Source organism: Pseudomonas brassicacearum (assembly GCF_918698105.1).
GTDB lineage: Bacteria > Pseudomonadota > Gammaproteobacteria > Pseudomonadales > Pseudomonadaceae > Aquipseudomonas > Aquipseudomonas brassicacearum_F.
Genome location: NZ_CAKKMI010000001.1, coordinates 158,151 through 183,947, shown reverse-complemented (window position 1 = coordinate 183,947; position 25,797 = coordinate 158,151). Strand labels below are relative to the sequence as shown.

The 25,797-nt window shown below is 59.1% G+C and carries 17 protein-coding genes; 9 read left to right on the top strand and 8 right to left on the bottom strand.

The window, feature by feature from the left end; all coding sequences use genetic code 11:
- Positions 1-52: 52 nt before the first annotated feature.
- The gene (locus LQ215_RS00800; protein ID WP_230146964.1) at positions 53-5,128 is read right to left on the bottom strand and encodes an OTU domain-containing protein; all 5,076 of its coding nucleotides are present in this window, start codon (positions 5,126-5,128) and stop codon (positions 53-55) included.
- Between the two features lie 177 nt (positions 5,129-5,305).
- Positions 5,306-6,205: a homocysteine S-methyltransferase family protein gene (locus tag LQ215_RS00795; RefSeq protein ID WP_230146963.1), complete on the bottom strand. Its 900-nt coding sequence runs from the start codon at positions 6,203-6,205 to the stop codon at positions 5,306-5,308.
- A gap of 113 nt (positions 6,206-6,318) precedes the next feature.
- Between LQ215_RS00795 and LQ215_RS00790 the strand changes: the two genes are divergently transcribed.
- From LQ215_RS00790 to LQ215_RS00780, 3 genes are all read left to right on the top strand, one after another.
- Positions 6,319-7,140, top strand: coding sequence for an ABC transporter substrate-binding protein (locus tag LQ215_RS00790; RefSeq protein WP_230146962.1), 822 nt, complete (start codon positions 6,319-6,321; stop codon positions 7,138-7,140).
- Positions 7,137-7,970, top strand: a complete 834-nt coding sequence (locus LQ215_RS00785; RefSeq protein WP_230146961.1) for an amino acid ABC transporter permease — start codon at positions 7,137-7,139, stop codon at positions 7,968-7,970. Before LQ215_RS00790 ends, LQ215_RS00785 begins: the two co-directional genes overlap by 4 nt.
- Before the next feature lie 127 nt (positions 7,971-8,097).
- Positions 8,098-8,286 (top strand): nucleoid-structuring protein H-NS, encoded by a 189-nt coding sequence (locus LQ215_RS00780; protein ID WP_230147020.1) that lies wholly within the window; start codon positions 8,098-8,100, stop codon positions 8,284-8,286.
- A 771-nt stretch (positions 8,287-9,057) separates the two neighbouring features.
- Here the strand turns inward: LQ215_RS00780 and LQ215_RS00775 are convergent.
- Positions 9,058-9,378 carry a hypothetical protein gene (locus tag LQ215_RS00775; protein WP_230146960.1) on the bottom strand — a complete coding sequence of 107 codons (321 nt, stop codon included), beginning with the start codon at positions 9,376-9,378 and terminating at the stop codon, positions 9,058-9,060.
- Positions 9,379-10,053: 675 nt separating this feature from the next.
- Here LQ215_RS00775 and LQ215_RS00770 point away from each other — a divergent pair.
- Positions 10,054-12,189, top strand: coding sequence for an autotransporter outer membrane beta-barrel domain-containing protein (locus LQ215_RS00770; protein WP_230146959.1), 2,136 nt, complete (start codon positions 10,054-10,056; stop codon positions 12,187-12,189).
- Between the two features lie 63 nt (positions 12,190-12,252).
- Here LQ215_RS00770 and oadA read toward each other — a convergent pair whose 3' ends face one another.
- Positions 12,253-14,061 carry a sodium-extruding oxaloacetate decarboxylase subunit alpha gene (oadA, locus tag LQ215_RS00765; RefSeq protein WP_230146958.1) on the bottom strand — a complete coding sequence of 603 codons (1,809 nt, stop codon included), beginning with the start codon at positions 14,059-14,061 and terminating at the stop codon, positions 12,253-12,255.
- A gap of 12 nt (positions 14,062-14,073) precedes the next feature.
- Entirely contained in the window at positions 14,074-15,489 is a 1,416-nt protein-coding gene (locus LQ215_RS00760; RefSeq protein ID WP_003187105.1) for an acetyl-CoA carboxylase biotin carboxylase subunit, read from the bottom strand.
- Positions 15,490-15,676: 187 nt separating this feature from the next.
- Between LQ215_RS00760 and LQ215_RS00755 the strand changes: the two genes are divergently transcribed.
- Positions 15,677-16,639 (top strand): LysR family transcriptional regulator, encoded by a 963-nt coding sequence (locus tag LQ215_RS00755; protein WP_013694598.1) that lies wholly within the window; start codon positions 15,677-15,679, stop codon positions 16,637-16,639.
- On the opposite strand, the gene LQ215_RS00750 is transcribed toward LQ215_RS00755, so the two are convergent.
- A complete protein-coding gene (locus LQ215_RS00750; protein ID WP_230146957.1) occupies positions 16,581-16,790 on the bottom strand; it encodes a PA3496 family putative envelope integrity protein in 210 nt (69 codons plus the stop codon). The two genes, LQ215_RS00755 and LQ215_RS00750, sit on opposite strands and share 59 nt — an antisense overlap.
- Before the next feature lie 270 nt (positions 16,791-17,060).
- Entirely contained in the window at positions 17,061-17,927 is an 867-nt protein-coding gene (hexR, locus tag LQ215_RS00745; protein ID WP_003187110.1) for a transcriptional regulator HexR, read from the bottom strand.
- 439 nt (positions 17,928-18,366) lie between these two features.
- Here hexR and LQ215_RS00740 point away from each other — a divergent pair, with 439 nt between their 5' ends.
- Complete coding sequence (locus tag LQ215_RS00740; RefSeq protein ID WP_230146956.1) at positions 18,367-18,681, top strand: hypothetical protein; 315 nt, start codon at positions 18,367-18,369, stop codon at positions 18,679-18,681.
- A gap of 54 nt (positions 18,682-18,735) precedes the next feature.
- Here LQ215_RS00740 and LQ215_RS00735 read toward each other — a convergent pair whose 3' ends face one another.
- A complete protein-coding gene (locus tag LQ215_RS00735) occupies positions 18,736-21,612 on the bottom strand; it encodes a putative bifunctional diguanylate cyclase/phosphodiesterase (RefSeq protein WP_230146955.1) in 2,877 nt (958 codons plus the stop codon).
- A 261-nt stretch (positions 21,613-21,873) separates the two neighbouring features.
- Here LQ215_RS00735 and uvrD point away from each other — a divergent pair, with 261 nt between their 5' ends.
- The 3 genes from uvrD to LQ215_RS00720 all read left to right on the top strand — a co-directional run bounded on the left by uvrD (position 21,874) and on the right by LQ215_RS00720 (position 25,796).
- On the top strand, positions 21,874-24,057 hold the full coding sequence (gene uvrD / locus LQ215_RS00730; RefSeq protein ID WP_230146954.1) for a DNA helicase II: 2,184 nt from the start codon (positions 21,874-21,876) through the stop codon (positions 24,055-24,057).
- A gap of 314 nt (positions 24,058-24,371) precedes the next feature.
- Positions 24,372-25,247: a Tim44 domain-containing protein gene (locus tag LQ215_RS00725; RefSeq protein WP_230146953.1), complete on the top strand. Its 876-nt coding sequence runs from the start codon at positions 24,372-24,374 to the stop codon at positions 25,245-25,247.
- A 141-nt stretch (positions 25,248-25,388) separates the two neighbouring features.
- Positions 25,389-25,796 carry an SMI1/KNR4 family protein gene (locus LQ215_RS00720; protein ID WP_042731763.1) on the top strand — a complete coding sequence of 136 codons (408 nt, stop codon included), beginning with the start codon at positions 25,389-25,391 and terminating at the stop codon, positions 25,794-25,796.
- Position 25,797 lies beyond the last annotated feature (1 nt).

The window sequence follows — 25,797 nt, the reverse complement described above, 5'->3', positions numbered from 1 at the left end:
TGCTCGCGATGGCGATTAATCAGGCCATGAACTCATTGCCTGCACCCACCGATTACTCTGATTTCGGTTTCATCTCGCCTAACGATGTGAGCGATTGGCGCGTGACTCCCTCCCTCAGGTACTGCCATGCCCAGTCCGGCACGGCCATATGATCTTCCAAATACAACACGAAGTCAGAACGGCTATGCCCCAACCGATCAGTTGGAAAATCGAAGCGGTACAAATACTGTTGGGCTTGGCTTTGGGAGAGGGTGAGCACCTCCATGACAATACGATTTGCCTGCTCCTCTTCCCTTGTGAGGTTGCTTCTTAATGCCACCACAAAATCCAGCGCAGAACGCAGTACGCCGGGGCGGCTGAGGGTAAGTTGAATAGCCGAATCGCTAAAATGCGGCCCGACCAGATCGTCCCAGATTTGCACCACGTGAATGCTTGGCCAGGCTTGAAGCGAGCGCCATAGATCCGGGGTATCGAACAGGATGCTCATCCTGGAATTAGAAGGCGTTTGCCCCGAGGCACTGAATAACTTCACCCAAACAGAGTGATCACCTTCCTCAGCGGTGGGCTGCGCGTGGCCCATGAACTTCCAAAGCTGTGTCAGCGCCTCTTGATGCGTAAGAATATTTTGCAGGTTAGTGTCATCGAACAGGTGCATCCAATTGGTATAGATATCGGATCGCCTCACCACTTCCGCATAACGGGTGTCGGCATATTCAGCGATAATCCGCAGTCGGTTGTCCGAAAGCGCCGGATCACGCAACCACCTCGCCACGACACTCACCGGCAGCATGCCATCGAGGTTGGATGAAACCACCGAGGATTGCATAAGAATCTGTGCCCGCCTCAACAAATCAGGAAAGCGCTGCAGGGATACAAGCAGCAGATCGCGGACGCTTTCAGCCCTTTGGTAGTAGATAAACTGGTCCATCAGTTCGTCATCGTCATCGACAAACTGGCCCGTTTCGCGTTGGTATCTCTGCTGTACCTTGTCCAGATCATCGCGATCCACCATGTAGGCTCCCTCAAGCTCCGTGTCGAGCTCATTCGCGGAGAGATGAGCATGAGTGTCCTGATCGAACATTACGTAGCCCAATTTGTTCTTCGGATGATTATTTGCCAGGTCCACGGCCTTGACCCCGTACTCGAGCATGATGTGCATCACCCCTTGAGAAAGACGAAGGAATTCATCACGCAGCAGTCTGGCGAGATGGAAGTCATCAATGGGCGCCAGCAGGGTATCGGCAAAAAAATACCGTAGGGTTTGCTCATCCACATCGTAATACGGCGTGCTGCTAGGCATCAGTTGTTGTGGAGGTCTGGGCGATAAATGACGAGAGATTTCGTGCAGGATCTCAATTGGCAGGTCGCCTCCCCGCGCCGCACGGAGTGTCCTGCGACCGAAGACGTTTAACTGTAGCGCCAGAAAATTGCGCATCGGTTCAAACAAGCCATGCGGGTTCGGCCCCCCATAGATGATCCGGGTGAGATCGGCCATTGTCCCCGTGTCCAACAAGTGGTCCAGCCAGGGGCCATTTTCAAAGAGCGCTTGTTGGACAGGGGTAGGTTCGGCTACCAGGTATTGATTCAACTCCGGATTCTGATCGAAAAAGTCGGCCGCTGCGTTGCGCAGCCCCTGCATCGAGAAAGTCGCTTGCGACTGACCTTCATTCAGTCCACGGGCAATGGCATTGAAAAAACAATCACCGTCGGCAGGAATTCGCACGACACGATTTCCTAGAACCAGGTTGTAATGGTTCTGGGCCGAGCGCCTCAGGACGATGTCGGTGCGCACCTGATCCGGGTGATGGGCCGTGGGATAAATGCGTTCAGTCTGGCCCGGTGTAAAGCGTACCGACCAACTCTGGTGTGCGGTTATCTCATCGACAATCAGCAAGCCGCGATTCTGCGGCCAAATCGGAAGACGAGTGATGAACCCCGGGACCAGTTCCATGACCTGGGTGTTCCAAACGCCGGACGTACGAATCAAGTCGGAAATAGCCGATGACGAGGGGGCCGGGACATTGGGTTTCGAGGGGTCTGTCTCGGAAGGTTGTTTCGCAGGACGCTCACCACCCCCTCGCCCAAAACCTACGGCGCGCCACTCGCCATTGGGCATCCGCGCCACGGTACTTCTCATTACGCCGCTGCTACGGATGCTCAGTCCTGTAGCCGGGTCGACAAGGGTCGCCTCGGTGGCCTTCAACTTTGTGTGGTCGTGCACGCGGAACACGGTCCCATCGGGTTGTTGCACGAACACCGGTCGATCGACGCCACCCGAAACATGATTACTCACCTTGGGTCGATAAAACCCCTGGGGATCTGCGGTCACGCCTTTTATCACCGAGGTATCCGTCACGGCGTAACGTCGATAGAGCGCCTCCTCCAGGGGCAGCCCGGCGATCACTTCGTCCTGGCTTTGTCGAGCGGTCACCGCCAGGAAGGAGGATTGTCCGCGCACCGGAACCGTCACACCCGCCATTCCCCGTCCGCCATAATTTGCCACCCTGTGCAAGAAAACCAGGGTTGTCAGGTTCATTGGAACCGCGCCGGTCTTGACGATCAACAGGCCTGTCTTGAGCGCACTCCTGAGCAGCTGGAAACCGGGCACCAAGAGCATGCCGGCCAGGTCCATGAATATTTCCATCGCCACCATCAAAATCCTGGCCGATGCCTGGCGCTGTACATCCTGGTTGCTGTTGGAGCGGTGATCGGCGTAAGCCCTATGGAAGTTGAGGTGCGCTTTGTGGAAGAACTCAAGCAGATCGCTGGGGATCAACATGCACCGGATCAAGGGCTGACCACGCCGTTGCCCCAATACACGCTTTACTTCTTCAGGATCGGTGGCACTGATGCGTGATCGGAAGTACCCCTGCCACTGTTCTTGCTGCAAAAGCCCGGCGATACCATTGCTCAGGCTGGAGAACTCATACAGGTCCTGCCCATCGGGGCTGTCCGGAAAATAAGCACCCACGGTTCCCTTGATATCCGGCCCGTCCTGATCTGAAAAAATCAGGACGCCATCGACACTGAACGCATTGCCCATCGTCCCATGCTGCCCGCCAGCTCCCAGGCTTCCCCCCAGCAATAGACCATACGCATAAACCCGTCGCCCCTGGACGAGGGCACGTGTCTGTGGGAGAGGCGATTGTATGATCGCGTCCAGCCAGAGCCTAAGCAACTTCCTGGACATGGGCGGTTTGAAAGTGCTGTCAAATACAGTGGTCTTGAATACCTTATGCCCCCCCAGTTCAGCCTCGTACGCTTTGAGTTTCAGGTTGGCCAAATACGCCGCCTGCCAGGCTGTCTTGTATTCAGGCTTATTCATTTTTTCCCGCAGGTAAGCTTCATAACTGCCACCGGCGTCGATGCCCCGCGCCATCTTGGCGATCTCCCCCCCCGTCAACAGGATCATGAAGCCACTGGCCGGGTGCCGAATACGATGACCATCTGAATCGGCAAGGTAGACGGCCGTCACTTCTCTCATGGCGTTCGGATATTGAAGCGGGCGCAGATTTTCAAGCATCAGCTCGGTCAGGCTGCGAGTACGGGACTGCCTTGGGTTGGCGTTCTTGCCGTAGGAAAGCGTAACCAGGGTCGTGTCCGAATCGGGGTTTATGCCGGGGTGAACGGTGAGCTGCAGGTATTGTTTGACCTTCTGGCGGGTGAACTGCCGCAACGTCTGGATATCAAGACTGCTGAGTTTATAGACGGCCTCCAGTACCTGCTTCTCCAGGCGCCGACAATTGGCTTTTTCCGAACGGGTTGCGGTTTTGTAGAAATCAGGGCGGTTGTTTTCCACCAGGGTTTCCTGGCGCACGGCCAGCGGCCCGGCGAGTGCCAAGTTGGGCAAAGCCTGCGCATCTTCAACCTTCAGCGCGAAAGCCGCCAAAGTAAGTTTCTCGTTTCCCGGTGCATTCAGCACCGTGTCCAGGGCGGAACGTTGGCTCTGCAGCAGATCATCCGCCGCCACGTCAAAAACTGACCCGGACACTTCAGAAGAAATATCCCGGATCCCACGTTTTTGCCCCGCGAAGGTTGGGCTTACTTGATTGACCAAGTCCTGGAAAGATTGGAAGCGTTGGAATCCCCCTTCCAGGGAATACAAGAACAATGAGTTTCGATCCGTTCGTTTGATGACCATTGCAGCAGGCCATTTCTGTGGCGGCGCAGTGCCCATGTCGAGCATGACGCAATAGACATGGGGGATGGGCGCCCGCATCAAACGGCTTCTGTCCGCCTTCGACGGATGTGTCGTAATTAGATCCAGCAGTCGGTCTTCTTCATTCTGCTGGGTTCGAGCATCTTGGCTCAGCGGGATCGCCGGATTGCGATCGGCCTTGTTTAGATCCATGAAATGCAGGTATCGCCGGGACAACAGATAGGCAAGGGCCTTTTCATTTGTCGAGGGTGTGGGTGTCTCGAGCACATCGCTGTTTTTACTATTGCCAAAGGCAACCAGATCGTCACGCAGCTGACGCTTCAAATGGTCATTGGTAGTAGGTTCGGCGAGATAGAACACCGACTCCATGATGGCTGGAATTTTCGCAGCCAATGGGCTGACGAACAGACTGTCGTCTTCCTCCACCGAGTCCGGACGACTGAAGAAACCCACGTCCCCGGATTTGTAATTGGCAGGCGCATCTGTCGCCAAACAACCCAACATAACCTCAGTAAAGCTCTGAGACGACGTCAATGAACGACCACCCAACGCGTCCACGGCAAAATGGTTTACGTAGCAATGATCAGGATCGATATCGGGTAACGGTGAGGTGCGAAATTCCCGCTCGGGAATCTTTACCTTCATTCGGCTGACCAGCAGATTCTTGAGCGCCGTGTCGAACGTCGGATGACCGGCAAACAGACGCGCCAATTGCATCTGATTGGTATCCAGAAGCCTCAGTTGTCTGATTTGTTCTTTTTCATGGGCGCCGAGCTGAACGCCCTGGCTATCCATTCCAGGATAAGCGACCTGAATCTGCCCATCATCGATAGCGGTCCATTGACCTGATTCCTGATCGGCGAATTCATGTTCAAACTCGATCCCATTGAATAACAGGCGGGTGGGTTTCAGAGAAACATTGGCGACATGGGACTTGGCGTCAGGTTCATTTGCAGAAGAGACAGTCATTTCAGGTGTCCGGTTGTGAGTAGGACACAGACCCTATCGCGCCTTTCCAGCGCAAATGACATACATATGTATTGCAGCGGCCACAGGATTGGCAGAAAAGCGTAAGCCGCAATGTCAGCCAATCCCAGGGACCGGTGGCGAGGGAATTGCTCCCCGGCCACGGTGATTTCCTCAGGTTCAGACCAGCTGTTGTGCCAACACCGCGATATGCTCCGGCCCGATCCCGCAGCAGCCGCCCAGGTGGCTGGCCCCGCGTTTTTGCCAGTCCGCCGCCCACTGGAGATAGCCCGGCGGATCAAGGTCTTCGCGCAGCGGATCGAGCCCATCGTTGGCCGTCGCTTCCTTCGGTTGCGGCGGGAAGGCGTTGGCGTAGGCACCGATGTGGATCTTCACGCCCAGGCGCGCGAAGGTGTCCCGTGCGGCATCGATGGCCGCGCCGATCACTTCTGGCTGGCTGCAGTTGAACAACAGCACCTCGACGCCCAGCTCAGCCGCCACCGCAGCGGCGTCCGCCACCGGTTCGCCGGAACGCAGGCGTGGCACTTCATCGGTGTCTTCGTCTTTGAGGGTGAACGACAGCCAGAACGGCTTGCCATCCTTCGGCAATCCGGCGTGAATCGCCCGCGCTTCGACCGTAGAGCTTTGGGTTTCGGCCAGCCACAAGTCGACATGGGGCGCCAGACCGTTCACCAGGGGGGCGAGCAACTCACTGGCACGGGACGCATCGAACAGATCCGGCCGATAGGAACCGAACAAGGGTGGCAGCGACCCGGCCACCCGCACCGCTTTACCCGAAGCGTGCACTGCCCGCTGCGCCAACTCGCCCGCCAGCGCCGCCAGGGCCTGGCCTTCTTCGGCGAAACGCGCCTCGCCAATATGAAACGGCACCACCGCATAGCTGTTGCTGGTGATCACGTTGGCGCCGCTGGCAATGTAGGCCGCGTGCACGGCTTCTACCGCTTGGGGCGCTTCGCTCAGGGCCAAGGCCGACCACTCAGGCTGTCGGAACGGCGCGCCCCGGCGTTGCAGTTCGCGGCCCATGCCGCCATCGAGAATGACTGTCGTTGCTGAGCCCATATGCGATTCACTCATAAGCTTATGAAAAATACTCACTACCGGAGTTGTTCTTATAACTATTTAATACGCACCATTCGGTGAACTACAACTTATTTTTCTATCAGGGCCCTCACATGAAATTACAACCACTGCTGGCCCTGGGCCTGACTCTGCTGGCTGCCTCATCGCAAGCGTTCGCCGGCGCCACGCTGGATCGCATCGAACAGAAAAAAGAACTGGTCGGCGTGCTGATGGAAAGCTATCCACCCTTCTCGTTCCTGAATGATCAGAACCAGCTCGACGGTTTTGACGTGGACGTCGCCAAAGCCGTGGCGCAGAAATTGGGCGTGAAGCTGCGCCTGGAAACCCCTTCCTGGGACGTGATCGCGGCCGGTCACTGGAGCGGGCGCTATGACATCTGCATCTGCTCCATGACGCCGAGCAAGGCCCGCGCCGAAGTGTTCGATTTCCCCGTGCAGTACTACGCTTCGCCCGCGGTGATCGTGGTCAACGCCAAGGACGACCGTATCCACGGCGCCAAGGACCTGAGCGGCAAGAAGGTCGGGCTGACCAGCGCCTCCAGCTATGAGAGTTACCTGAACAAGAACCTGGTGATCGAAGGCGCCGAGGATACTCAACTGAGCTATCCATTCGAGGACGTGCAAATTGCCCCGTACGACACCGACAACGTGGCGTTCCAGGACCTGGGCCTGGGCGCCGGGGTGCGACTGGACGCGGTGCTGACCAACCTGGTGACCGCACAGCCGCGCCTGACCGAAGACAAGCGCTTCAAGCTGGCCGGCGAGGCGCTCTACTCCGAGCCGAACTCGGTGGCCATCGAAAAGGGCGACGCCCAGTGGGACAGCAAGGTGCGTGAAGTCTTTGCCCAGTTGAAACAAGACGGCACCTTGAGCAAACTCTCGCAAAAATGGATCGGCGCCGACATTACCCAATGACTTCTTTTCCACCCTCTCAGCCACCGCCACCGGTGGCTGAGTCACGCCTGCAGAAAATCTTCGGTTTTCGCACCCGGTTGTACCTGACCTGGGCGGCCATGCTGGTGCTGTTCGCGAGTTTCTTCCTGAGCTTCGACCTGAAGTTCTCCATCATCCTCGACAAACTGCCGAACCTGCTGGGTGTGCATCTGGCGCCCAATGGCTTTTTGCAAGGGGCGGTGCTGACGTTGTTCCTGTGCCTGTGCTCGATCGTCGCTTCGTCCTTGCTGGGCTTCATCACCGCCTTGGCGCGGCTGTCCAGCAGCGCGGTGGCGTTCGGTATCGCCAGCTTCTATGCGTCATTTTTTCGCGGCACGCCGTTGCTGATCCAGATCCTGTTGATCTACCTGGGCCTGCCCCAACTGGGCGTGGTCCCAGGCGCCGTCGCCGCCGGGATCATCGCCCTGTCGCTGAACTACGGTGCCTACCTGAGCGAGATCTTCCGCGCCGGCATCCTCGGCGTGCCCAACGGTCAACGCGAAGCTTCCCTCGCCCTGGGCCTGGGCGAAACCGTGATCTTCTGGCGCGTCACCCTGCCCCAGGCCATGCGCACCATCATCCCGCCGACCACCAACCAGTTCATCTCCATGCTCAAGGATTCTTCGCTGATCTCGGTGATGGGGGTTTGGGAGGTGATGTTTCTGGCGCAGTCTTATGGGCGTTCCAGCTATCGCTATATTGAGATGCTGACGACGGCGGCGATTATTTACTGGTTGATGTCCATTGCGCTGGAGCTGATTCAGGCGCGGATGGAGCGGCATTATGGGAAGGCTTATCTGAATAGCCGCTGAGTTGGGGTGGGGTTTTAAGGTTGGTGTGTATATCCGTTGCTGCGGTAACGGCGGCTTAGGGTTCCGCCCTTACGGCGGCTCACTTTTGAGAAGCGCAAAAGTAAGCAAAACGCTTCTGCCCCACCACTTGGCACCTCGCCTAGGCTCGGTGTGCCCTCACTCCGGCATTGCTCCGTGGGCCCGCCGCGAAGGGCCATCCATGGCCCAGCGCGGCTATCCCGGCATCCATGCCGGGATGCCCACTGCGCAATGCCTGCGTTCGGCCAGCGTGGTTAACGGGGCGCCCGAGATCAACGTCCACCGCGAGGCGGCCTAGTAGCCGACCTGGCTCTCCCGGCCGTACATCCATCAGATCTGTTTGAGCAGGTCCTGTGGGAGCAAAGCCTGCTCGCGATGAGGCCAGTAAGCCCAACATCCATGTGACTGAACCACCGCCATCGCGAGCAAGCTCGCTCCCACATTCAATCTTCAGCGGACACAACATTCATATCCAACACAGAACCACTGTGGGAGCGAGCTCGCTCGCGATGAGGCCGGCAAGCCCAACATCCATGAGACTGAACCACCGCCTTCGCGAGCAGGCTCGCTCCCACATTCAAATCTTCAGCGGACACAAAATTCATATCCAACACAGACCTCCTGTGGGAGCGAGCCTGCTCGCGAAGAGGCCGGCGCATCCAACATCTTCATCGACTGTGACACCGCCTTCGCGAGCAAGCTCGCTCCCACAGGAGACACGCGGTCTCATCAAGAACCAGGTCGGCTATAAGGCCGCCTCGCGGTGGACGTTGATCTCGGGCGCCCCATTAACCACGATGGCTGAACGAAGGTGTTGCGCAGTGGGCAACCCGGCATGGATGCCGGGTTAGCCGCGCTGGGCCATGGATGGCCCTTCGCGGCGGCCCACGGAGCAATGCCTTCGTTCAGGCATGCCGAGCCTAGGCGAGGCACCGAGTGGTGGGGCAAAAGCGTTTTGCTTACTTTTGCGCTTTTCAAAAGTGACCCGCTGTAAGAGCGGAACCATAAGCCGCCGTTACCGCAGCAACGGATATACACACAACCTTAAAATCCCACTCCAGCTCAACGGCTACGCAGGAAAATCTGTCTGAGGCGCAGCCGAATCACTAGCAGATGAAGCTTGGATATCACAACCACCGATGCTCCACCCCAACACTTCAAGCGCATCGCAACCATCCTGCAACAACAGATGCGCGGCGTTGGCGAAGTGCTCCAGGTCATAACCCTCAGCGTTTTTCAGGCATAGACAGGACACGCTGTTGAGCAAGTCTCGAGCGGCTTTGATGCGATGCGAAGCAGTTTCCAAAAGATCGGAGGCACCGGCTTCCGTGTCGATAAACAGTGTGGCGCCAACGCTGGTATTGGCTTGAAGGGGATGGTACTTGATCATCGGGTTGCTCTCTTGAGTTAGGAGCTACCACCGTCCGCGGCTAAACGAATGTGGGTGGCAGCTGTACGCGGGTTAGCCGACCGGACAAGAGAATCCGGCACACCCGAAGATGTCCCCCGCACAGCCGCCATAAATGTAAAAACACAGGCAGCAAAAAGCGCCGCCATTGGGGGCGCTCGTGCACTCTTGTTCGACCGGCTAAGATCGATCACCGATTGGTCGGTGACGAGAGAACTATAGGCGAGGCCCTGACGATACAACGCTGATTTTTTCGTATCTCGGAACCATCCTACGCGAAACACAGAACGGGTTTACAGAGCTCAATTTTGATCGGCCGGAAGCCTACCATTGCGAGCCCAATCTGTATCGAGCAGTTGATCAGTTGCGCTTGCGATTGAGCGCTGCCGGATAACCTCAAGCCTTCATCCCAACGGTTTAAACAAGACATCCGCCGGCAGTGATTGCCCCGTCAAATGCTGGATAAAAAGAAAGATCCGTGCGGGCTGTAAGGCGAAGCCTCGAACCATGAAAGCCAACGAACCAACACGCTGATCGCAGCACGACCAGCCTACATATTTGATCCGCCGAATCTTTCCCACGGCGAGGAGATGGCTGGCATCGCCCCACAGGGTGAAATTTTTAAAGTGCAACCTCTTTCATCAGAGGTCACATTCGATGCCTACCCAACACGTATTCCTGCCCCAACACCTCGCGCTGGCAATAACCTTGGCGCTTGGCTGTGCCGAGGTTTCAATGGCTCAGTCAGTTGCCGGGGAAGCCCGCCCCGTTGAAACAACCGCCAAGATGCAGGCGAGGCTCAAGGCGTTCGCGGCGACGCCGGATACAAAGGTCGAGAGGGTCACCGAAGTTCAGGAAGCCCCCCTGTCGATGGGCGACAGCAACGACCTGGTGATTGTCAGCAAGCAAGGTGAACTTTTCGGGCTTACTGACGGCGGCGGCGGGACTAATGTCCTGCAATTGGACGTCGCCAAGGGAGGCGTCATCAATCAAATAGGTAACGTCAATGATCTGCATCTCAAGCAAGGCGAATGGTCCAACGGCGTCGCTTTCAACGGTGCGAGCCTGGTCGACTCGAAGGCCAAGCTGACCAACACCGGCCAGATTGCGGGTGCGGTGCACGTTCTCGGAATATTCGATAACCAAGGTACAGTGGCCGGGCCCGTGTTCGTTGGGAGAAACGCCACGTTCAGCGGCAACGGAACGGTCGATGCGCTGGATGTGACGGGCTTGATGAAAGTCGGTCCAGACGTTGGCGCCCCTTCGGTTACACATGATTTCAAGCTACTCAAGAGCGCGACGTTGGTTTATGGAATCGACGCAAAGAAAGGCAGCGCTCCGATCGAGGTTGGCGGCACAGCCACCTTGGGTAAGGCGACGTTAAAAATCATCGCTGTATCGGGCGAATCCACTGAAGCCGGCACGCACGTCGTGATCAAAGCGGCCAAGATCGATGGCAAGTTTGGGAAAGTCATCAATGAACTCGCTTTCATGACGGCTACACCGGACTACACGGAGAAACAAGTGGGACTGGTCCTCGCTCGCAACCAGGTGCCCCTTGAGAAAATCACGGTAAATCCCAACGGCCAAGAATTTGTAGGAGCTCTCCCGAAGTCACAGTCAGCCGATCCATCGACGCCAGAACCTAGCAGCACCTCAGCGCCAGCACCTTCCCCGGCCGTTGAGCCGCTAGCCACTCGCCCAGCGTCAAAACTCACCGAATCACCCAAAATTGCCAGCGTCGCACCAACACCTGCGGCTCAATCCTCGGCCACCCAACCAGTCCCCAAACCCAACGCCGCCATCAATGCCCTGCTCGGCACCAACCTGACCACCGCCGCCGACGCCATCGACCAACTGGGCGGATACGACACCGCCGACCTCGGCAACGCCACCCTGAGCAGCGTCGCACCGATCAGCACGGGAATGCTTTCAGCGATGAGCCGCAATCACCCGACCGGTAAAAATGACAACGGCCAAGTCTGGGTCCAGGCCATCGGCAACAGCGGCAGCCTCGCCAAGCAATTGGGAAACTTTGCTCTCAAGCACTCGACAAAGGGTTTGATGCTGGGTACCGACTGGGCCGTCAGCCCAAATTGGCGGCTGGGCATTATCGGCAGCAAGACCCAGACCCGGCTGGACAGCTATCAATTCGACGGAGCGCTCGACAGTTGGCTCGTCGGCGCCTACGCCTTGCGCCAGGACGGTCCGCTAGCGCTGCGCCTGGGTGTCGTTCATGGCAATCATGACGGCAGCACCAAACGCCACGTCGCCTTCAACGGGTTCAGGGATCGCCTCAAGGGTCGTTACGATGCCACGACACAGCAGGTCTTCGGGCAGGTCGGCTACAACCTGGAAATCGCTCATTTCGATATCGAGCCCTACGTCCAAGTGGGCTACCAACGCTACCAACGCGATGCCTATACAGAAAAAGGCGGGGACGCCGCGTTGCAGTACGACGGCCAGGCACAGGAACACTACAGCAGCGACCTCGGCCTGCGCCTCGCCCGTACCTTCGCGCTTGACCAAGGCGTGCGCTTGACGCCGCGCCTGGATGTCGGCTGGAAGCACTTGTATGGCAACGTCAGGGGCAGTTCCCATCAACGTCTGGTCCGCGGGGGCAATACCTATATCATCGAAGGGGTCGAGCTGGACCGTGACAGCCTGATTCTACAAGCGGGGCTGGACCTGGCCATATCGCCACGTCATACCCTGGGATTGAGCTACAACGCTGAAACGGGCCAGGACAACCGCAACGGTGCGCTGATGGGCCAGTGGCGAATGATGTTCTGACAGGCAAAAAAAAGGGGGGCACATGCCCCCCCGAGGTTAAAACGTTGTATCGAGGCTGTTCAATCAGCCTTCGATCTCGATCAGGATCTCGCCCGGGTTGACCCGGTCGCCCTTGGCCACATGAATGGCGGTGACCTTGCCGGCGATGGCCGCCTGCACTTCGGTTTCCATCTTCATGGCTTCGGTGATCAGCACCGCTTGGCCGGCCTTCACCAAGTCGCCTTCCTTGACCAGGACATCGACGATGTTGCCCGGCATGGTGGTGCTGACATGGCCCGGCGCAGTGGCTTGCTTGCGCTTGCTGCCGCCGCCGCCGACGAATTCATTGAGCGGTTCGAATACAACTTCTTCCGGCATGCCATCGATGGACAGGTAGAAGTGACGCTTGCCCTCGGCCTTGACGCCCACACCGGTGATGTCGACGCGGTAGGTTTCGCCGTGGACGTCGATGACGAACTCGGTCGGTACACCTTCGCCGCCGACCGAGCCCACACTGCCGGCCTCAGGGATTGGCAGCAGCACTTCCGGGGTCAGGGTGCCGGCGTCGCGTTCTTCGAGGAACTTGCGACCGATGTCCGGGAACATCGCGTAGGTCAGCACGTCCTCTTCGGACTTGGCCAGCGCGCCGATTTCGCCACGCAGCTTGGTCATTTCCGGCTTGAGCAAATCGGCCGGACGCACGTCGATCACCTCTTCGCTGCCGATGGCCTGGCGACGCAACTTTTCACTCACCGAGCCCGGCGCCTTGCCGTAGCCGCCCTGCAGATAGAGCTTCACTTCGTTGGTGATGGTCTTGTAGCGCTCACCGGCCAACACGTTGAAGAACGCCTGGGTGCCGACGATCTGCGAAGTCGGGGTCACCAGCGGCGGGAAGCCGAGGTCCTCGCGCACGCGCGGGATCTCCGCCAGTACTTCGTTCATGCGGTTCAGTGCGCCCTGCTCTTTCAACTGGTTGGCGAGGTTGGAGATCATCCCGCCCGGCACCTGGTTGACTTGGACGCGGGTGTCCACGGCGGTGAACTCGCTTTCGAACTGATGGTATTTCTTGCGCACGGCATAGAAGTACAGGCCGATTTCCTGGAGCAATTCCAGATCCAGGCCGGTGTCGAACTCACTGCCCTTAAGGGCCGCGACCATCGACTCGGTACCCGGATGGCTGGTGCCCCAGGCGAAGCTGGAGATCGCGGTATCGATGTGATCGGCGCCGTTTTCGATGGCCTTGAGCTGGCACATCGCGGCCAGGCCGGCGGTATCGTGGGAGTGGATGAACACCGGCAACGATTGCTCGGACTTCAGCGCTTTGACCAGTTCGCCGGTGGCGTATGGGGTCAACAGACCGGCCATGTCCTTGATCGCCACCGAGTCGCAACCCATGGCTTCCATCTGCTTGGCCTGGGCGACGAACGCGTCGATGGTGTGCACCGGGCTGGTGGTGTAGGCGATGGTGCCCTGGGCGTGCTTGCCCGCGGCCTTCACCGCTTCGATGGCGACCTTCAGGTTACGCACGTCATTCATCGCATCGAAAATACGGAACACGTCGATGCCGTTGACGGCGGCCTTGGCGACGAACGCCTTGACCACGTCATCGCTGTAATGACGGTAGCCCAGCAGGTTCTGGCCGCGCAGGAGCATTTGCAGACGGGTGTTGGGCAGCGCAGCGCGCAGTTGGCGCAGGCGCTCCCACGGGTCTTCCTTCAGGAAGCGCACGCAGGCGTCGAATGTCGCGCCACCCCAGACTTCCAGCGACCAATAGCCGACTTTGTCGAGCTTGTCGCAGATCGGCAGCATGTCTTCGGTGCGCATGCGAGTGGCGAGCAGCGATTGGTGGGCGTCGCGCAGGATTGTGTCGGTAACAAAGATCTTCTTGGACATGGTCATACTTCCTTACAGGCCTGCGTGGGCGGCAATGGCGGCGGCGATGGCCAGGGCCAGCTCTTCGGGTTTGCGCTTGATCGAGTAGTTGGTCAGTTCAGGGTGGCTTTCAACGAAGCTGGTATTGAACTGGCCGCTGCGGAATTCCGGATTGCGCAGAATCTCCTGGTAATACGCGGCGGTGGTCTTGACCCCCTGCAGGCGCATGTCATCCAGGGCCCGCAGGCCACGGTCCATCGCTTCTTCCCAGGTCAACGCCCAGACCACCAGCTTCAGGCACATCGAATCGTAGAACGGCGGAATGGTGTAGCCGGTGTAGATCGCCGTGTCGGTGCGCACACCCGGGCCGCCAGGGGCGTAGTAGCGAGTGATCTTGCCGAAGCTGGGCAGGAAGTTGTTTTTCGGGTCCTCGGCGTTGATGCGGAACTGCAACGCAAAGCCACGGTGCTGGATGTCTTCCTGCTTGACCGACAGCGGCAGCCCGGAGGCAATGCGGATCTGTTCACGAACGATGTCGATACCGGTGATTTCTTCGGTGATGGTGTGTTCCACCTGCACCCGGGTGTTCATCTCCATGAAGTACACCTCGCCCTCGGCGAGCAGGAACTCCACGGTGCCGGCATTCTCGTAGCCCACGGCCTTGGCGGCGCGCACCGACAGGTCGCCGATGTAGGCGCGCTGCTCGGGGGTCAGCTGCGGGCTCGGAGCAATTTCGATCAGCTTCTGGTTGCGGCGCTGGATCGAGCAGTCACGCTCGAACAGGTGCACCACGTTGCCGAAACTGTCGCCCAGGATCTGCGCTTCGATGTGCTTGGGATTGACGATGCATTTTTCCAGGAACACTTCCGCCGAACCGAATGCCTTGGTGGCTTCGGAAATGACCCGCGGAAAAGCCTGTTCGAGTTCTTCGCGGCTGTTGCAGCGACGGATACCACGACCGCCGCCGCCGGACGTGGCCTTGAGCATCACCGGGTAACCGATCCGGTCACCTTCGGTCAGCGCTTCTTCAATGCCCGCGACGTTGCCTTCGGTGCCCGGCGTGACCGGCACACCGGCCTTGATCATGCTGCGGCGCGCTTCGGTCTTGTCGCCCATGCGGCGAATGACTTCTGCCGAGGGGCCAATGAATTTGATTCCGCGTTCAGCGCAGATGTCTGCCAGTTCGGCGTTTTCCGAGAGGAAACCGTAGCCGGGGTGCAAGGCATCGCAGCCGGTTTCCACCGCCAGGTTCACCAGTTTGCGCGGGTTCAGATAGCCGGCCAGCGGATCGGCGCCGATGCTGTGGGCCTCGTCCGCACGCTTGACATGCAGCGCATGGCGGTCCGCGTCGGAGTAGACCGCGACCGAGCGAATGCCCATCTCGGCGCAAGCGCGCACGATGCGGACGGCAATCTCACCACGGTTGGCGATCAAGATCTTTGTTATCAATTGGAGGTTCCCTTGAGCCGGTGATACCACGGCCTGGGGTCCAGGCCGACGCGTGACCAGATGTAACAATTGGTCGCAGCCCCACACTAGCCCTGGCTGTGGATTAACAAAAATGAATAATTATTGGGCCAGCCATAAGTAAAGACTTATAGTTGCGCTTCCCGCCCCGTTCCAGAGTGCTTAGAAAATGCGTAAGTCATTGATGCGTATGACATTGCGTCAATTACAAATTTTCAATGAAGTGTGCGACCTGAGGTCCTACAGCCGAGCAGCCGACGAAATGTCTCTCACACAACCGGCCGTCAGCCTACAGATTCGCTCCCTGGAAGAGCTGATTGGCCAGCCGTTATTCGAGTACGTCGGCAAAAAACTCTACATGACCGAAGCCGCCGAAGCCCTGCAACGTGCCAGCCGGGACATCTTCGGACGCCTGGAAAACCTCGATATGCAGCTCTCGGACATGCAGGGTTCGCTGCAAGGCCAATTGAAGCTGGCGGTGGAGTCCAGCGCCAAGTACTTCGTCCCGCATCTGTTCGCCGCGTTCAAGCGCCAGCATCCGGAGGTCAATCTGAACCTCACGGTGGTCAATCGCGGCCAGGTCATCCGCCGGCTCTCGGACAACCGTGACGACCTGGTGATCATGTCCATGGTGCCCCAGGACATGGGACTGGAATTCCTGCCCTTTCTGAACAATCCAATCGTCGCCGTGGCGCCACCCGATCATCCGCTGTGCCACATGGGCCCGCTGCGCTTGCAGGACCTGGAGCCTTATACGCTGCTGTTGCGCGAACCGGGGTCCGGCACGCGACTGGCCTGCGAGGAGTACTTCAAGGAGAAACGGGTGCATTTCACCCAGACACTGGAGGTAGCGTCGGCGGAGGCCCAGCGCGAGTGCGTGGTGGCCGGGCTGGGCGTGGCACTGTTGACGCGCCACGCCGTGAGCCGGGAACTGTCTTCCGGCGCACTCATCGAGTTGCCGGTGGAGGAATTGCCGCTGTACCGCAGCTGGTGCCTGGTGCAGGCCCGGGCCAAACGCCTGTCACCGGTGGCTCACGCCTTCCTGGCATTCGTTCGCGGTGAGCGCGCTCAGATCATTGGCCTGGTTGAGCGTTTCGACGGGAAGCCGCCGGCGCTGCCTGCCAGTAATTGAACTCTGTCGCGTCAGGAAATTCGCTGATCTCAGCCAGGAGCTGGCGCTGTTCATAGCGGTCTTCGATGGCACGACGGAACGCCATGCGGCGCTGGTCTTCCTGCTGACGACGGGTTTTGACGGCGCTGCGTTCTTCGTAGGACTGGGTCATGTCGAGACTCCCAAGACGTATACGGGAGTTTTACGATGACGGCTTGGGATGACGGTTTGGCGGCGCGTGCGTTACAGAACGATGAATTCAGGCAAATGATCCTGTGGCGAGGGAGCTCCCGCTGGGCCGTAGGAGCTGTGTAGGAGCTGTCGAGTGCAACGAGGCTGCGATCTTTCCCCAGACACTTGAATCTCCAGCGAAAGATCAAAAGATCGCAGCCTTCGCCAGCGCCTACAGAGCCCAGCGGGAGCCCGGCACGTCAAGACCGACTCAGTCGTCCAACGCCTTCACCGACTTGGGCGACAACCGCAAGCTGCGAAGGCTGCGCTTCACGCTCTTGAGGTGGTTGACCAGGCTTGGACCACGCGCCATGGCGACACCCATTGCCAGCACGTCGATCACCACCAGGTGGGCGATGCGCGAGGTCAGCGGCGTGTAGATCTCGGTGTCTTCGTGCACGTCGATGGCCAGGTTCACCGTGGACAGTTCCGCCAATGGCGTCTGGCTCGGGCACAAGGTGATCAGTGAGGCACCGCTTTCGCGTACCAGGTTCGCGGTGATCAGCAAATCCTTGGAGCGCCCCGACTGGGAAATGCAGATCGCCACATCGGTGGGTTTCAAGGTCACCGCTGACATGGCCTGCATGTGCGGGTCGGAATAAGCCGCAGCCGTCAGCAGCAATCGGAAAAACTTGTGCTGGGCATCGGCCGCCACTGCGCCCGAGGCGCCGAAGCCATAAAACTCGACACGCTGGGCCTGGGACATGGCCGTGACGGCTTTTTGCAGCGCCACCGGGTCGAGCTTCTCGCGAACCTCCATCAGCGTATGCAGGGTCGTGTCGAAGATTTTCAGGCTGTAGTCCGCCACTGAATCGTCTTCGTGGATCGCAAACTGACCGAAGCTCGCGCCGGCAGCAAGGCTTTGCGCGAGCTTGAGTTTAAGGTCCTGGAAGCCCGAGCAACCGATGGCCCGGCAGAAACGCACGATGGTCGGTTCGCTGATACCGACACTGTGGGCAAGATCGGCCATGGAGCTATGCATCACGGCCGCAGGATCAAGCAGTACGTGATCGGCGACTTTCAGCTCCGACTTGCGTAGCAAGTGGCGTGACTGGGCGATGTGTTGCAACAGGTTCAAGGGGCTGGACTCTTGTTATGGGCAGATGCCGGGATGTAGCAAGCTTGTAGTTATACTACAAGAATTGGCTTTTTGCCCGTCCAAAACGCAACAGGACTGCCTCCCAGGCCCTTTGTTTTGGCCGAAGATCGCTAGATGTAGCAGCCTTTGCCATCGCCCAAGCCGCCCTCGCTACTTTTCCATTGATTTACGCGCGCAGGGAGGCTGCCAACTTTTGGGAAGCCATTTATCCGCTGGCTTAGTTAACACTTAGTTACTGCGTATCGGCCCATTAACTCCCCGCCACTCATAGACAACAGACCGCCAGCAAACGCTGACGACTTATGGGCGAATTACTTAATCTTACAATCTCAAGATTACCTACCCATGGACTCTCAAATCAAAGTCTATATATTGGCTCTCGCAGGACGCAAACAACTAACTACAGGAGTTAATTACTATGCAAATCTCGACTAAAAACTGGACCGCACAAATTGATCGCATGCCCGGCGCCGCGTCTTTCCGCACCTTTGGCACCGTAACCGTGGCAAATTCCGGCGTTACCCCAATCTTGGTACGAAGCGACAAACAGGACAAATCTTTTGATCTGCGACTGGACTTGAAACTTCAAGACTCCGACGGCGTTTCGCTACAAGTACTGACAGATAAGTTCGTCGAATATAAAGAGCTGGGCGACTCCCACGTCTCTAGCGTAAGTATTTATTTCGAAGATCAGTTACTGCACACTATCAACGAAGTGAAGATTACTCACTAAACAACCACGTTTCCTGCAACTTCCCGTCAGACAGTTTCGTAGTTTGACGGGAAGTTATTGTGGCGCGGAGTATTGTGCCCGTAACAATGCAGCCAGCCTCTCGGCTCCCACCGGCCGGCTGATCAAATACCCTTGAACTTCATCGCAACCTTCATGCCTGAGGAATTCAAGCTGCTCCTGCCGCTCAACGCCTTCAGCCACTACCTTGAGCGACAACCCATGGGCCATTGCAATGATTGCCCGAGTAATTGCCGCATCCACGCTCCCCTCACCCAACCCGCGAATGAACGCCTGGTCGATCTTCACGTAATCCACCGGGATACGCTTGAGGTAACTCAGGGATGAGTAGCCGGTGCCGAAATCGTCGATGGCCAGCTTGACCCCCAGGTCACGCAATTGCTGGAACGTGGCGATGATGTGCTCGACGCTGTCAAGCAACTGGCTCTCGGTCAGCTCCAGTTCCAGGTATTGCGGGGCCAGGCCGGTTTCTTCCAGCACCTGCCGCACCAGGCTGACCAGCTTGCCCTGGCGCAATTGATGCACCGACAGATTGACCGACACCCTGATCGGCGCGAGCCCCTGGCGCTGCCATTCGCATGCCTGCCAACAAGCCTGGCGCAATACGAACTCGCCGATCGGCCCGATCAACCCGGTCTCTTCGGCCAGGCCGATGAAATCCCCCGGCGGCACCCGGCCCATGGCCGGATGATCCCAACGCACCAACGCCTCGGCGGCGTTCAGGCGACCGGTCGCCAGGCACAGTTTTGGTTGATAAAAAACCTTCAGTTGTTGCTCTTCCAAGGCCTTGCGCAGCTGATTTTCCAGTTGCAGGCGCTCCAGCGTGCTGGCTTGGAGGCTGTCGGTGTAGAACTGGAAATTGTTGCCCCCCAAATGCTTGGCATGTTGCATGGCCATGTTCGCCTGGCTGACCAGCATGGCAACTTCCCGCGTGTTGTCGGGCAACAGGCTGATGCCGATGGAAGCACTGAGCACCAGTTCATGGCCTTCAATGGTCAGTGGCACACGCAACTTGGCGGCCAGCCGAGTCGCCACCCGCGCCAGGCTCGAAAGGTTGCCATAGGCATCGAACAACACCGCAAACTCGTCGCCTGATAGCCGGGCGATGGTATCTGCCTCGGGCAGTGCGTTGATCAGGCGTCGTGCCATTTTCTGCAACAACTGGTCGGCGACGTCATGGCCGAGGCTATCGTTGAGCAATTTGAAACGGTCCAGGTTGATATGCAGCAACGCCAGGCTGCGCCGTCCGCCCTGGCGCACGCGCTGATGAGCCTCGTGCAAGCGCTCGCGAAATAGCGAGCGATTGGCCAGCCCGGTCAATTCGTCGTAATGGGTCAGGTAGCGCATCCGCTCTTCGGATTCGCGTCGCGCCGAAAGATCGGCGAAGAAGCCCACGATATGGCTGACATTTCCCCGAGCATTACGCACGACGTTCAGTTGCAGCCATTGCGGATACAACTCACCGTTGGCCCGCGCCTCCACCAACTCACCTTGCCAGGTGCCGTGTTGCTTGAGCGCTTGGCGAATGATGGGGTAATGCCGGCGCGCGTCGCGACTGCACGGCAGGTCCACCACGTTGCGCCCGAGCATGTCATCGATATTGAAACCGGTGACCCGCGTGAACGCCTGATTGGCAGCGAGTAGCACGTAGTGGGGGTCGAAAATCACGATACCTTCGCTGGCGGCTTCGAACACCGTGGCCGCCAGTTGCCGTTGCTGCTCGAGTTCCTTGCTGGCGCTGATGTCTCGCCGGGTGCCAACCATGCGCAGCACCCGCCCGCTCGCGCTGCGTTCCACGGCCCGGCCGCGGTCTTCGATCCAGACCCAGTGACCATCGCCGTGACGCACGCGGTATTCGATCTGGTAATCCTCGCTGCGGCCCTTGAGGTGTTCGACCAAGGCCCGCTTGAGCGCCGGCAGGTCTTGAGGATGCAGGCGCGGAGTGAGGTGGCTGAGCATCGCCGTGACGAATTCGGGCTCCAGGCCGAAGAGTTCCTTGAGTTGCGTGTGATGGACTTCGTCAGTCTGCAGGTTCCAATCCCACAACCCCAGCTCACTGGCCTTGAGCGCCAGGGCCAGACGCGCCTCACTCTTGCTCAGGGCCTGGCTCGCCACCTCCAGTTCAAGACTGCGCTGCGCGACCCGTGCCTCCAGGCCAACCTGGGCCGCTCGCAGTTTTTCCTCGGCGCTGCGGCGTTGCTCGACCTCCCGGGCCAGCGCGTCGTTGAGCTGGGCGCTGCGGGTTTGTGCTTGCTGCAGATGCTCGATCAACGCCTGGTTCTGGAAGCGTCGCAACAGGCTGCTTTGGATCAAGCGGTTCACTTGCCAAGCCACCACGCTCAGCGAAACCAGCACGATCAGCCCAAGCCAGCCCCATCCGCGCTGCTGCTCATCGCCGCCCCAAAAGAGGTAGCCGATGGCCGGTAACAGACAGGGCAAGGCAAAGGACAGGAATGCGGGAAGGCTCACCGCGTAGGCCACGCTGGCCGACAGCGCGGCGGCGCCAATCAGGCCGAACACCCAAGCCTGTTGCTGGAAACTGTCAGCCGGGACCAGCGCAATACCGGCCCCAGCCAGCGTCAGGCCGGTCATTGCCGAGCCCAGCAAAAACATACGCAACCAGATCGGGTGTGCCTGGCGGCTCGGCATCGCCGAATCGAAAGCCGCCACCTGGATCACCCGCAACGCCACCAGCGACAACAACCAGACGAGCCAGACGCTGACCAGGAAATAGCGCCGCGGCTCCCATAACAGTGCGGCGCAGACCAGACCGTTGAGCAACATGAACAGCGTGGGCAGCAGCGAGCCTTGATACAACAGACGTGTGCGCTCTACCGCCATCTCCATGGCGTACTGCTTGCAGATGACCCGCGGCTCCACACAGGGGCCCGCCGGATCGGAATTGAGGGTCATTGGCACTGTTTTTGTTCTTATTCAGTGGAGCGTGGAGAACCCGAAACAAGCACCGAGCATACACAAGCCATGGGCCATCCCACACTGCCCCAGCTCATAAAAATACGGAAAAAAGTCGCGATTTCATTGGGTGATGACCCCCTCGAGCGAGTCCCGCCAACGCCTGTAGCCCATGACCAACCAGTCATCATCAAGCGGTCTTTTATCGGCTGATGCAAAGCTCGGTTTGCCCGGGCTGGCGCCGCGCCCTAGAATGCCCCGATGCGCGATGATCTCTCCCTTCTGCTGAACTCCCTCAACGATGCCCAACGTCAGGCCGTAGCCGCCTCTGTGGGTCGTCAGTTGGTCCTGGCCGGTGCCGGCTCCGGTAAAACCCGAGTGCTGGTGCACCGTATCGCCTGGTTGATCCAGGTCGAGAACGCCTCGCCCCATTCGATCCTGTCGGTGACGTTCACCAACAAGGCCGCGGCCGAGATGCGCCATCGCATCGAACAACTGATGGGCATCAATCCTGCCGGCATGTGGGTCGGCACGTTCCACGGCCTGGCGCACCGCTTGTTGCGGGCGCATTGGCAGGAGGCCGGGCTGAGCCAGACCTTCCAGATCCTGGACAGCGACGACCAGCAGCGCCTGGTCAAGCGGGTGATCCGCGAGCTGGGCCTGGACGAGCAGCGCTGGCCCGCCCGCCAGGCCCAATGGTTCATCAACGGCCAGAAAGACGAAGGCCTGCGCCCGCAGCACATCCAGGCCAGCGGCGACCTGTTCCTGGCGACCATGCGCAGCATCTATGAAGCCTACGAGGCGGCGTGCCAGCGTGCCGGGGTAATCGACTTTTCCGAGCTGCTGCTACGGGCGCTGGACCTGTGGCGTGACCACCCAGGCCTGCTGGCCCACTACCAAAAGCGCTTCCGGCATGTACTGGTGGACGAATTCCAGGACACCAACGCCGTGCAATACGCCTGGTTGCGCCTGCTCGCCAAGGGCGGCGACAGCCTGATGGTGGTGGGTGACGATGACCAGTCGATCTACGGTTGGCGCGGCGCCAAGATCGAGAACATTCACCAGTATTCGGCGGATTTTCCCGACGCCGAAGTCATCCGCCTGGAACAGAACTACCGCTCCACCGCTGGCATCCTCAAGGCCGCCAACGCCCTGATCGCCAACAATACCGGGCGCCTGGGCAAGGAATTGTGGACCGACGGCGGCGAAGGCGAGGCAATCAACCTCTACGCCGCCTTCAACGAACACGACGAAGCCCGTTACGTGGTGGAAACCATCGAAAGCGCGCTGAAAACCGGCCTGGCCCGCAGCGACATCGCCATCCTGTACCGCTCCAACGCCCAGTCGCGGGTGCTGGAAGAGGCCTTGCTGCGCGAGCGAATCCCCTACCGCATCTATGGCGGCCAGCGCTTCTTCGAGCGTGCTGAAATCAAGAACGCCATGGCCTACCTGCGCTTGATCGAAGGACGCGGCAACGACGCGGCCCTGGAACGGGTGATCAACGTGCCGACGCGGGGCATCGGTGAGAAAACCGTCGAGGCGATTCGCGATCACGCGCGCCACAGCCATGTGTCCATGTGGGAAGCCATGCACCAACTGGTCGCCAACAAAGGCATGACCGGTCGCGCCGCTGGCGCCCTGAAGGCCTTCATGGACCTGATCGAAGACCTGGCCGCCAAGTGCGGGGAAATGCCCCTGCACTTGATGACCCAGACCGTCATCGAGCAGTCCGGCCTGATCGCCTACCACGAAGCGGAAAAAGGCGAGAAAGGCCAGGCCCGGGTGGAAAACCTTGAGGAACTGGTCAGCGCCGCGCGCAACTTCGAAAGCACCGAAGAAGACGCAGACCTGTCGCCGCTGTCGGCCTTCCTCGGTCACGCTTCCCTGGAGGCCGGTGACACCCAGGCCGACGAACATGAAGACAGCATCCAGCTGATGACCCTGCACAGCGCCAAGGGCCTGGAATTCCCCTACGTGTTCCTGGTGGGCATGGAAGAAGGCCTGTTCCCTCACAAGATGAGCCTGGAAGAACCGGGACGCCTGGAGGAGGAACGGCGCCTGGCCTACGTCGGTATCACCCGTGCCATGCAGAATCTGGTGCTGACCTACGCCGAAACCCGACGTTTGTATGGCAGCGAGACCTACAACAAGGTGTCGCGCTTCGTACGCGAAGTACCGAAAGGCCTGATCCAGGAAGTGCGGCTGTCCAACAGTGTCAGCCGTCCGTTCGGTGGCGGCCAGCAGCAAAGCACCAGCAGCCTGTTCGGCGGCAGCGACATCCCGGAAACGGGCTTCAGCCTCGGCCAGACCGTGCGGCATTCGGTATTCGGCGACGGCGTGATCCTCAATTTCGAAGGCGCCGGCGCCCAGGCCCGGGTGCAGGTGAACTTCAGCGAAGGCAGCAAGTGGCTGATGCTGGGGTATGCCAAGCTCGAAGCGATCTAAAGATTTCGTCAGAAGCACCTTGCTGTGGGAGCAAGGCTTGCCCGCGAGGCGGCGGCAGATTTGACATAAATGCGTCAGACCGATCGCTATCGCGGGCAAGCCTTGCTTTCCACAGGTATCGCACCCCACCCACATTGTAGTTTCTGATAGAACTTGTCCCCCTTTCCTACAGCCCAAAGCGAACAGGCCTTCTTGCACAGCTGAAGCTGAACCTCAGCTGTCACGCAAAAGCCCGAAACACTCTGTCGCTAGCCAGCAACAGTTCAGCTGTGCAACATGGCGCGCGTGCTATCCACAAATGGGAATGCCTTTATATGAAACGTTTTCTTAGCATCGCCATGGCGTTGTGCATCGGCCTGACGATGGCCATCGACGCCAATGCCGCCAAGCGCTTTGGCGGTGGTAAAAGCTCGGGAGCAGCCCCGACTCACCAGACCAGCCAGATGGCGCCGTCTTCTGCCGCCGGCTCCACCGCTGCCACCGCAGGCGCGGCCGGTGCCGCGGGCGCTGCCACCAAGGCCAGCGGTGCTTCGCGCTGGCTCGGCCCCCTGGCCGGCATCGCCGCCGGTGGCCTGCTCGCCTCCATGTTCATGGGCGACGGCTTCCAGGGCATGCAGATCTTCGACATCCTGATCATGGCGGTCATCGCCTTCCTGGTCTTCCGCTTCATTGCCGCCCGTCGTCGCAAGCAGCAGGAGCAACTCGCTCCAGCCGGCCACGCGCCGATGCAGCGTGAAGTGTTCAACCAGCCGCCTGCCAGCGGTTCGATCTTCGGTGGTTCGGCAGCGCCTGTGGCCGCTCGTCCGGTCATCAATGCACCGGCCTGGTTCAACGAGCAACGCTTCATCGAAGCGGCGCGCAGCCACTTCATGTCCCTGCAGCAACATTGGGACGCGAACGAAATGGACAAGATCTCTGAGTTCGTGACCCCGCAACTGCTGGAGTTCCTCAAGCGCGAGCGGGCCGAACTGGGTGATGGCTTCCAGTCCACCTACATCGATAACCTGCAAGTGCAGCTGGACGGCGTCGACGATCGCGCCGACAAGACCATCGCCACCCTGACCTTCAGCGGTGTGTCGAAGGATTCTCGCTTCGACAAGGGTGAAGCGTTCAGCGAAAGCTGGAACATGGAACGTGCCCAGGGCGATGACCAGCCTTGGCTGGTGGCCGGTATCCGCCAGAACGGTTGAACCTTTGCCCGTTTTGCATGTTGAAATAAAAGAACCCCGGCTCAGGCCGGGGTTTTCTATTTTCGCGGTTGCATCTATAGCGAGCTACTGTATAAACCGCTCCATATAAAACCGCGCCATCGAGAAAGAGGATCCCCGGACGTGGAAGAAATCATCGAACAATTGCGTGAAGCCAACGAGCCCGTACCGGTCCCGCTGGAGTTGCCCGACGAAGACTTGCTGGTAGAGATCGAAGAGCAGCTGTTCATCGATATCCCATTCGTCTTCAGGGAATTTTTGCTGACCGTCAGCGATGTCGTCTATGGCAGCCTGGAACCGGTGACCGTCACCGATCCACAATCCCACACCTACCTGCCGGAAGTGGCCGCCAATGCCTGGGATGCCGGTGTCGACCGCAGCCTGATTCCAATCTGCCAGGACGGCGACGATTATTATTGCGTCGAAGAAGACGGCACTGTGGTGCTGTGGCAGGCCGAGGAAGAACTGATCGCCGAAGAAACCTGGGAATCGGTCTGGCACTGGGCGCGGGACGTCTGGCTGGAAAGCTGAG

Coding starts and splice junctions, on each gene's coding strand:
- LQ215_RS00740 (WP_230146956.1), top strand. CDS start 18,367: ATGCAAATCTCGACTAAAAACTGGACCGCACAAATTGATCGCATGCCC.
- uvrD (WP_230146954.1), top strand. CDS start 21,874: ATGCGCGATGATCTCTCCCTTCTGCTGAACTCCCTCAACGATGCCCAA.
- LQ215_RS00785 (WP_230146961.1), top strand. CDS start 7,137: ATGACTTCTTTTCCACCCTCTCAGCCACCGCCACCGGTGGCTGAGTCA.
- LQ215_RS00800 (WP_230146964.1), bottom strand. CDS start 5,128: ATGACTGTCTCTTCTGCAAATGAACCTGACGCCAAGTCCCATGTCGCC.
- oadA (WP_230146958.1), bottom strand. CDS start 14,061: ATGTCCAAGAAGATCTTTGTTACCGACACAATCCTGCGCGACGCCCAC.
- LQ215_RS00735 (WP_230146955.1), bottom strand. CDS start 21,612: ATGACCCTCAATTCCGATCCGGCGGGCCCCTGTGTGGAGCCGCGGGTC.
- LQ215_RS00775 (WP_230146960.1), bottom strand. CDS start 9,378: ATGATCAAGTACCATCCCCTTCAAGCCAATACCAGCGTTGGCGCCACA.
- LQ215_RS00795 (WP_230146963.1), bottom strand. CDS start 6,205: ATGGGCTCAGCAACGACAGTCATTCTCGATGGCGGCATGGGCCGCGAA.
- LQ215_RS00725 (WP_230146953.1), top strand. CDS start 24,372: ATGAAACGTTTTCTTAGCATCGCCATGGCGTTGTGCATCGGCCTGACG.
- LQ215_RS00755 (WP_013694598.1), top strand. CDS start 15,677: ATGCGTAAGTCATTGATGCGTATGACATTGCGTCAATTACAAATTTTC.
- LQ215_RS00790 (WP_230146962.1), top strand. CDS start 6,319: ATGAAATTACAACCACTGCTGGCCCTGGGCCTGACTCTGCTGGCTGCC.
- LQ215_RS00770 (WP_230146959.1), top strand. CDS start 10,054: ATGCCTACCCAACACGTATTCCTGCCCCAACACCTCGCGCTGGCAATA.
- LQ215_RS00750 (WP_230146957.1), bottom strand. CDS start 16,790: ATGACCCAGTCCTACGAAGAACGCAGCGCCGTCAAAACCCGTCGTCAG.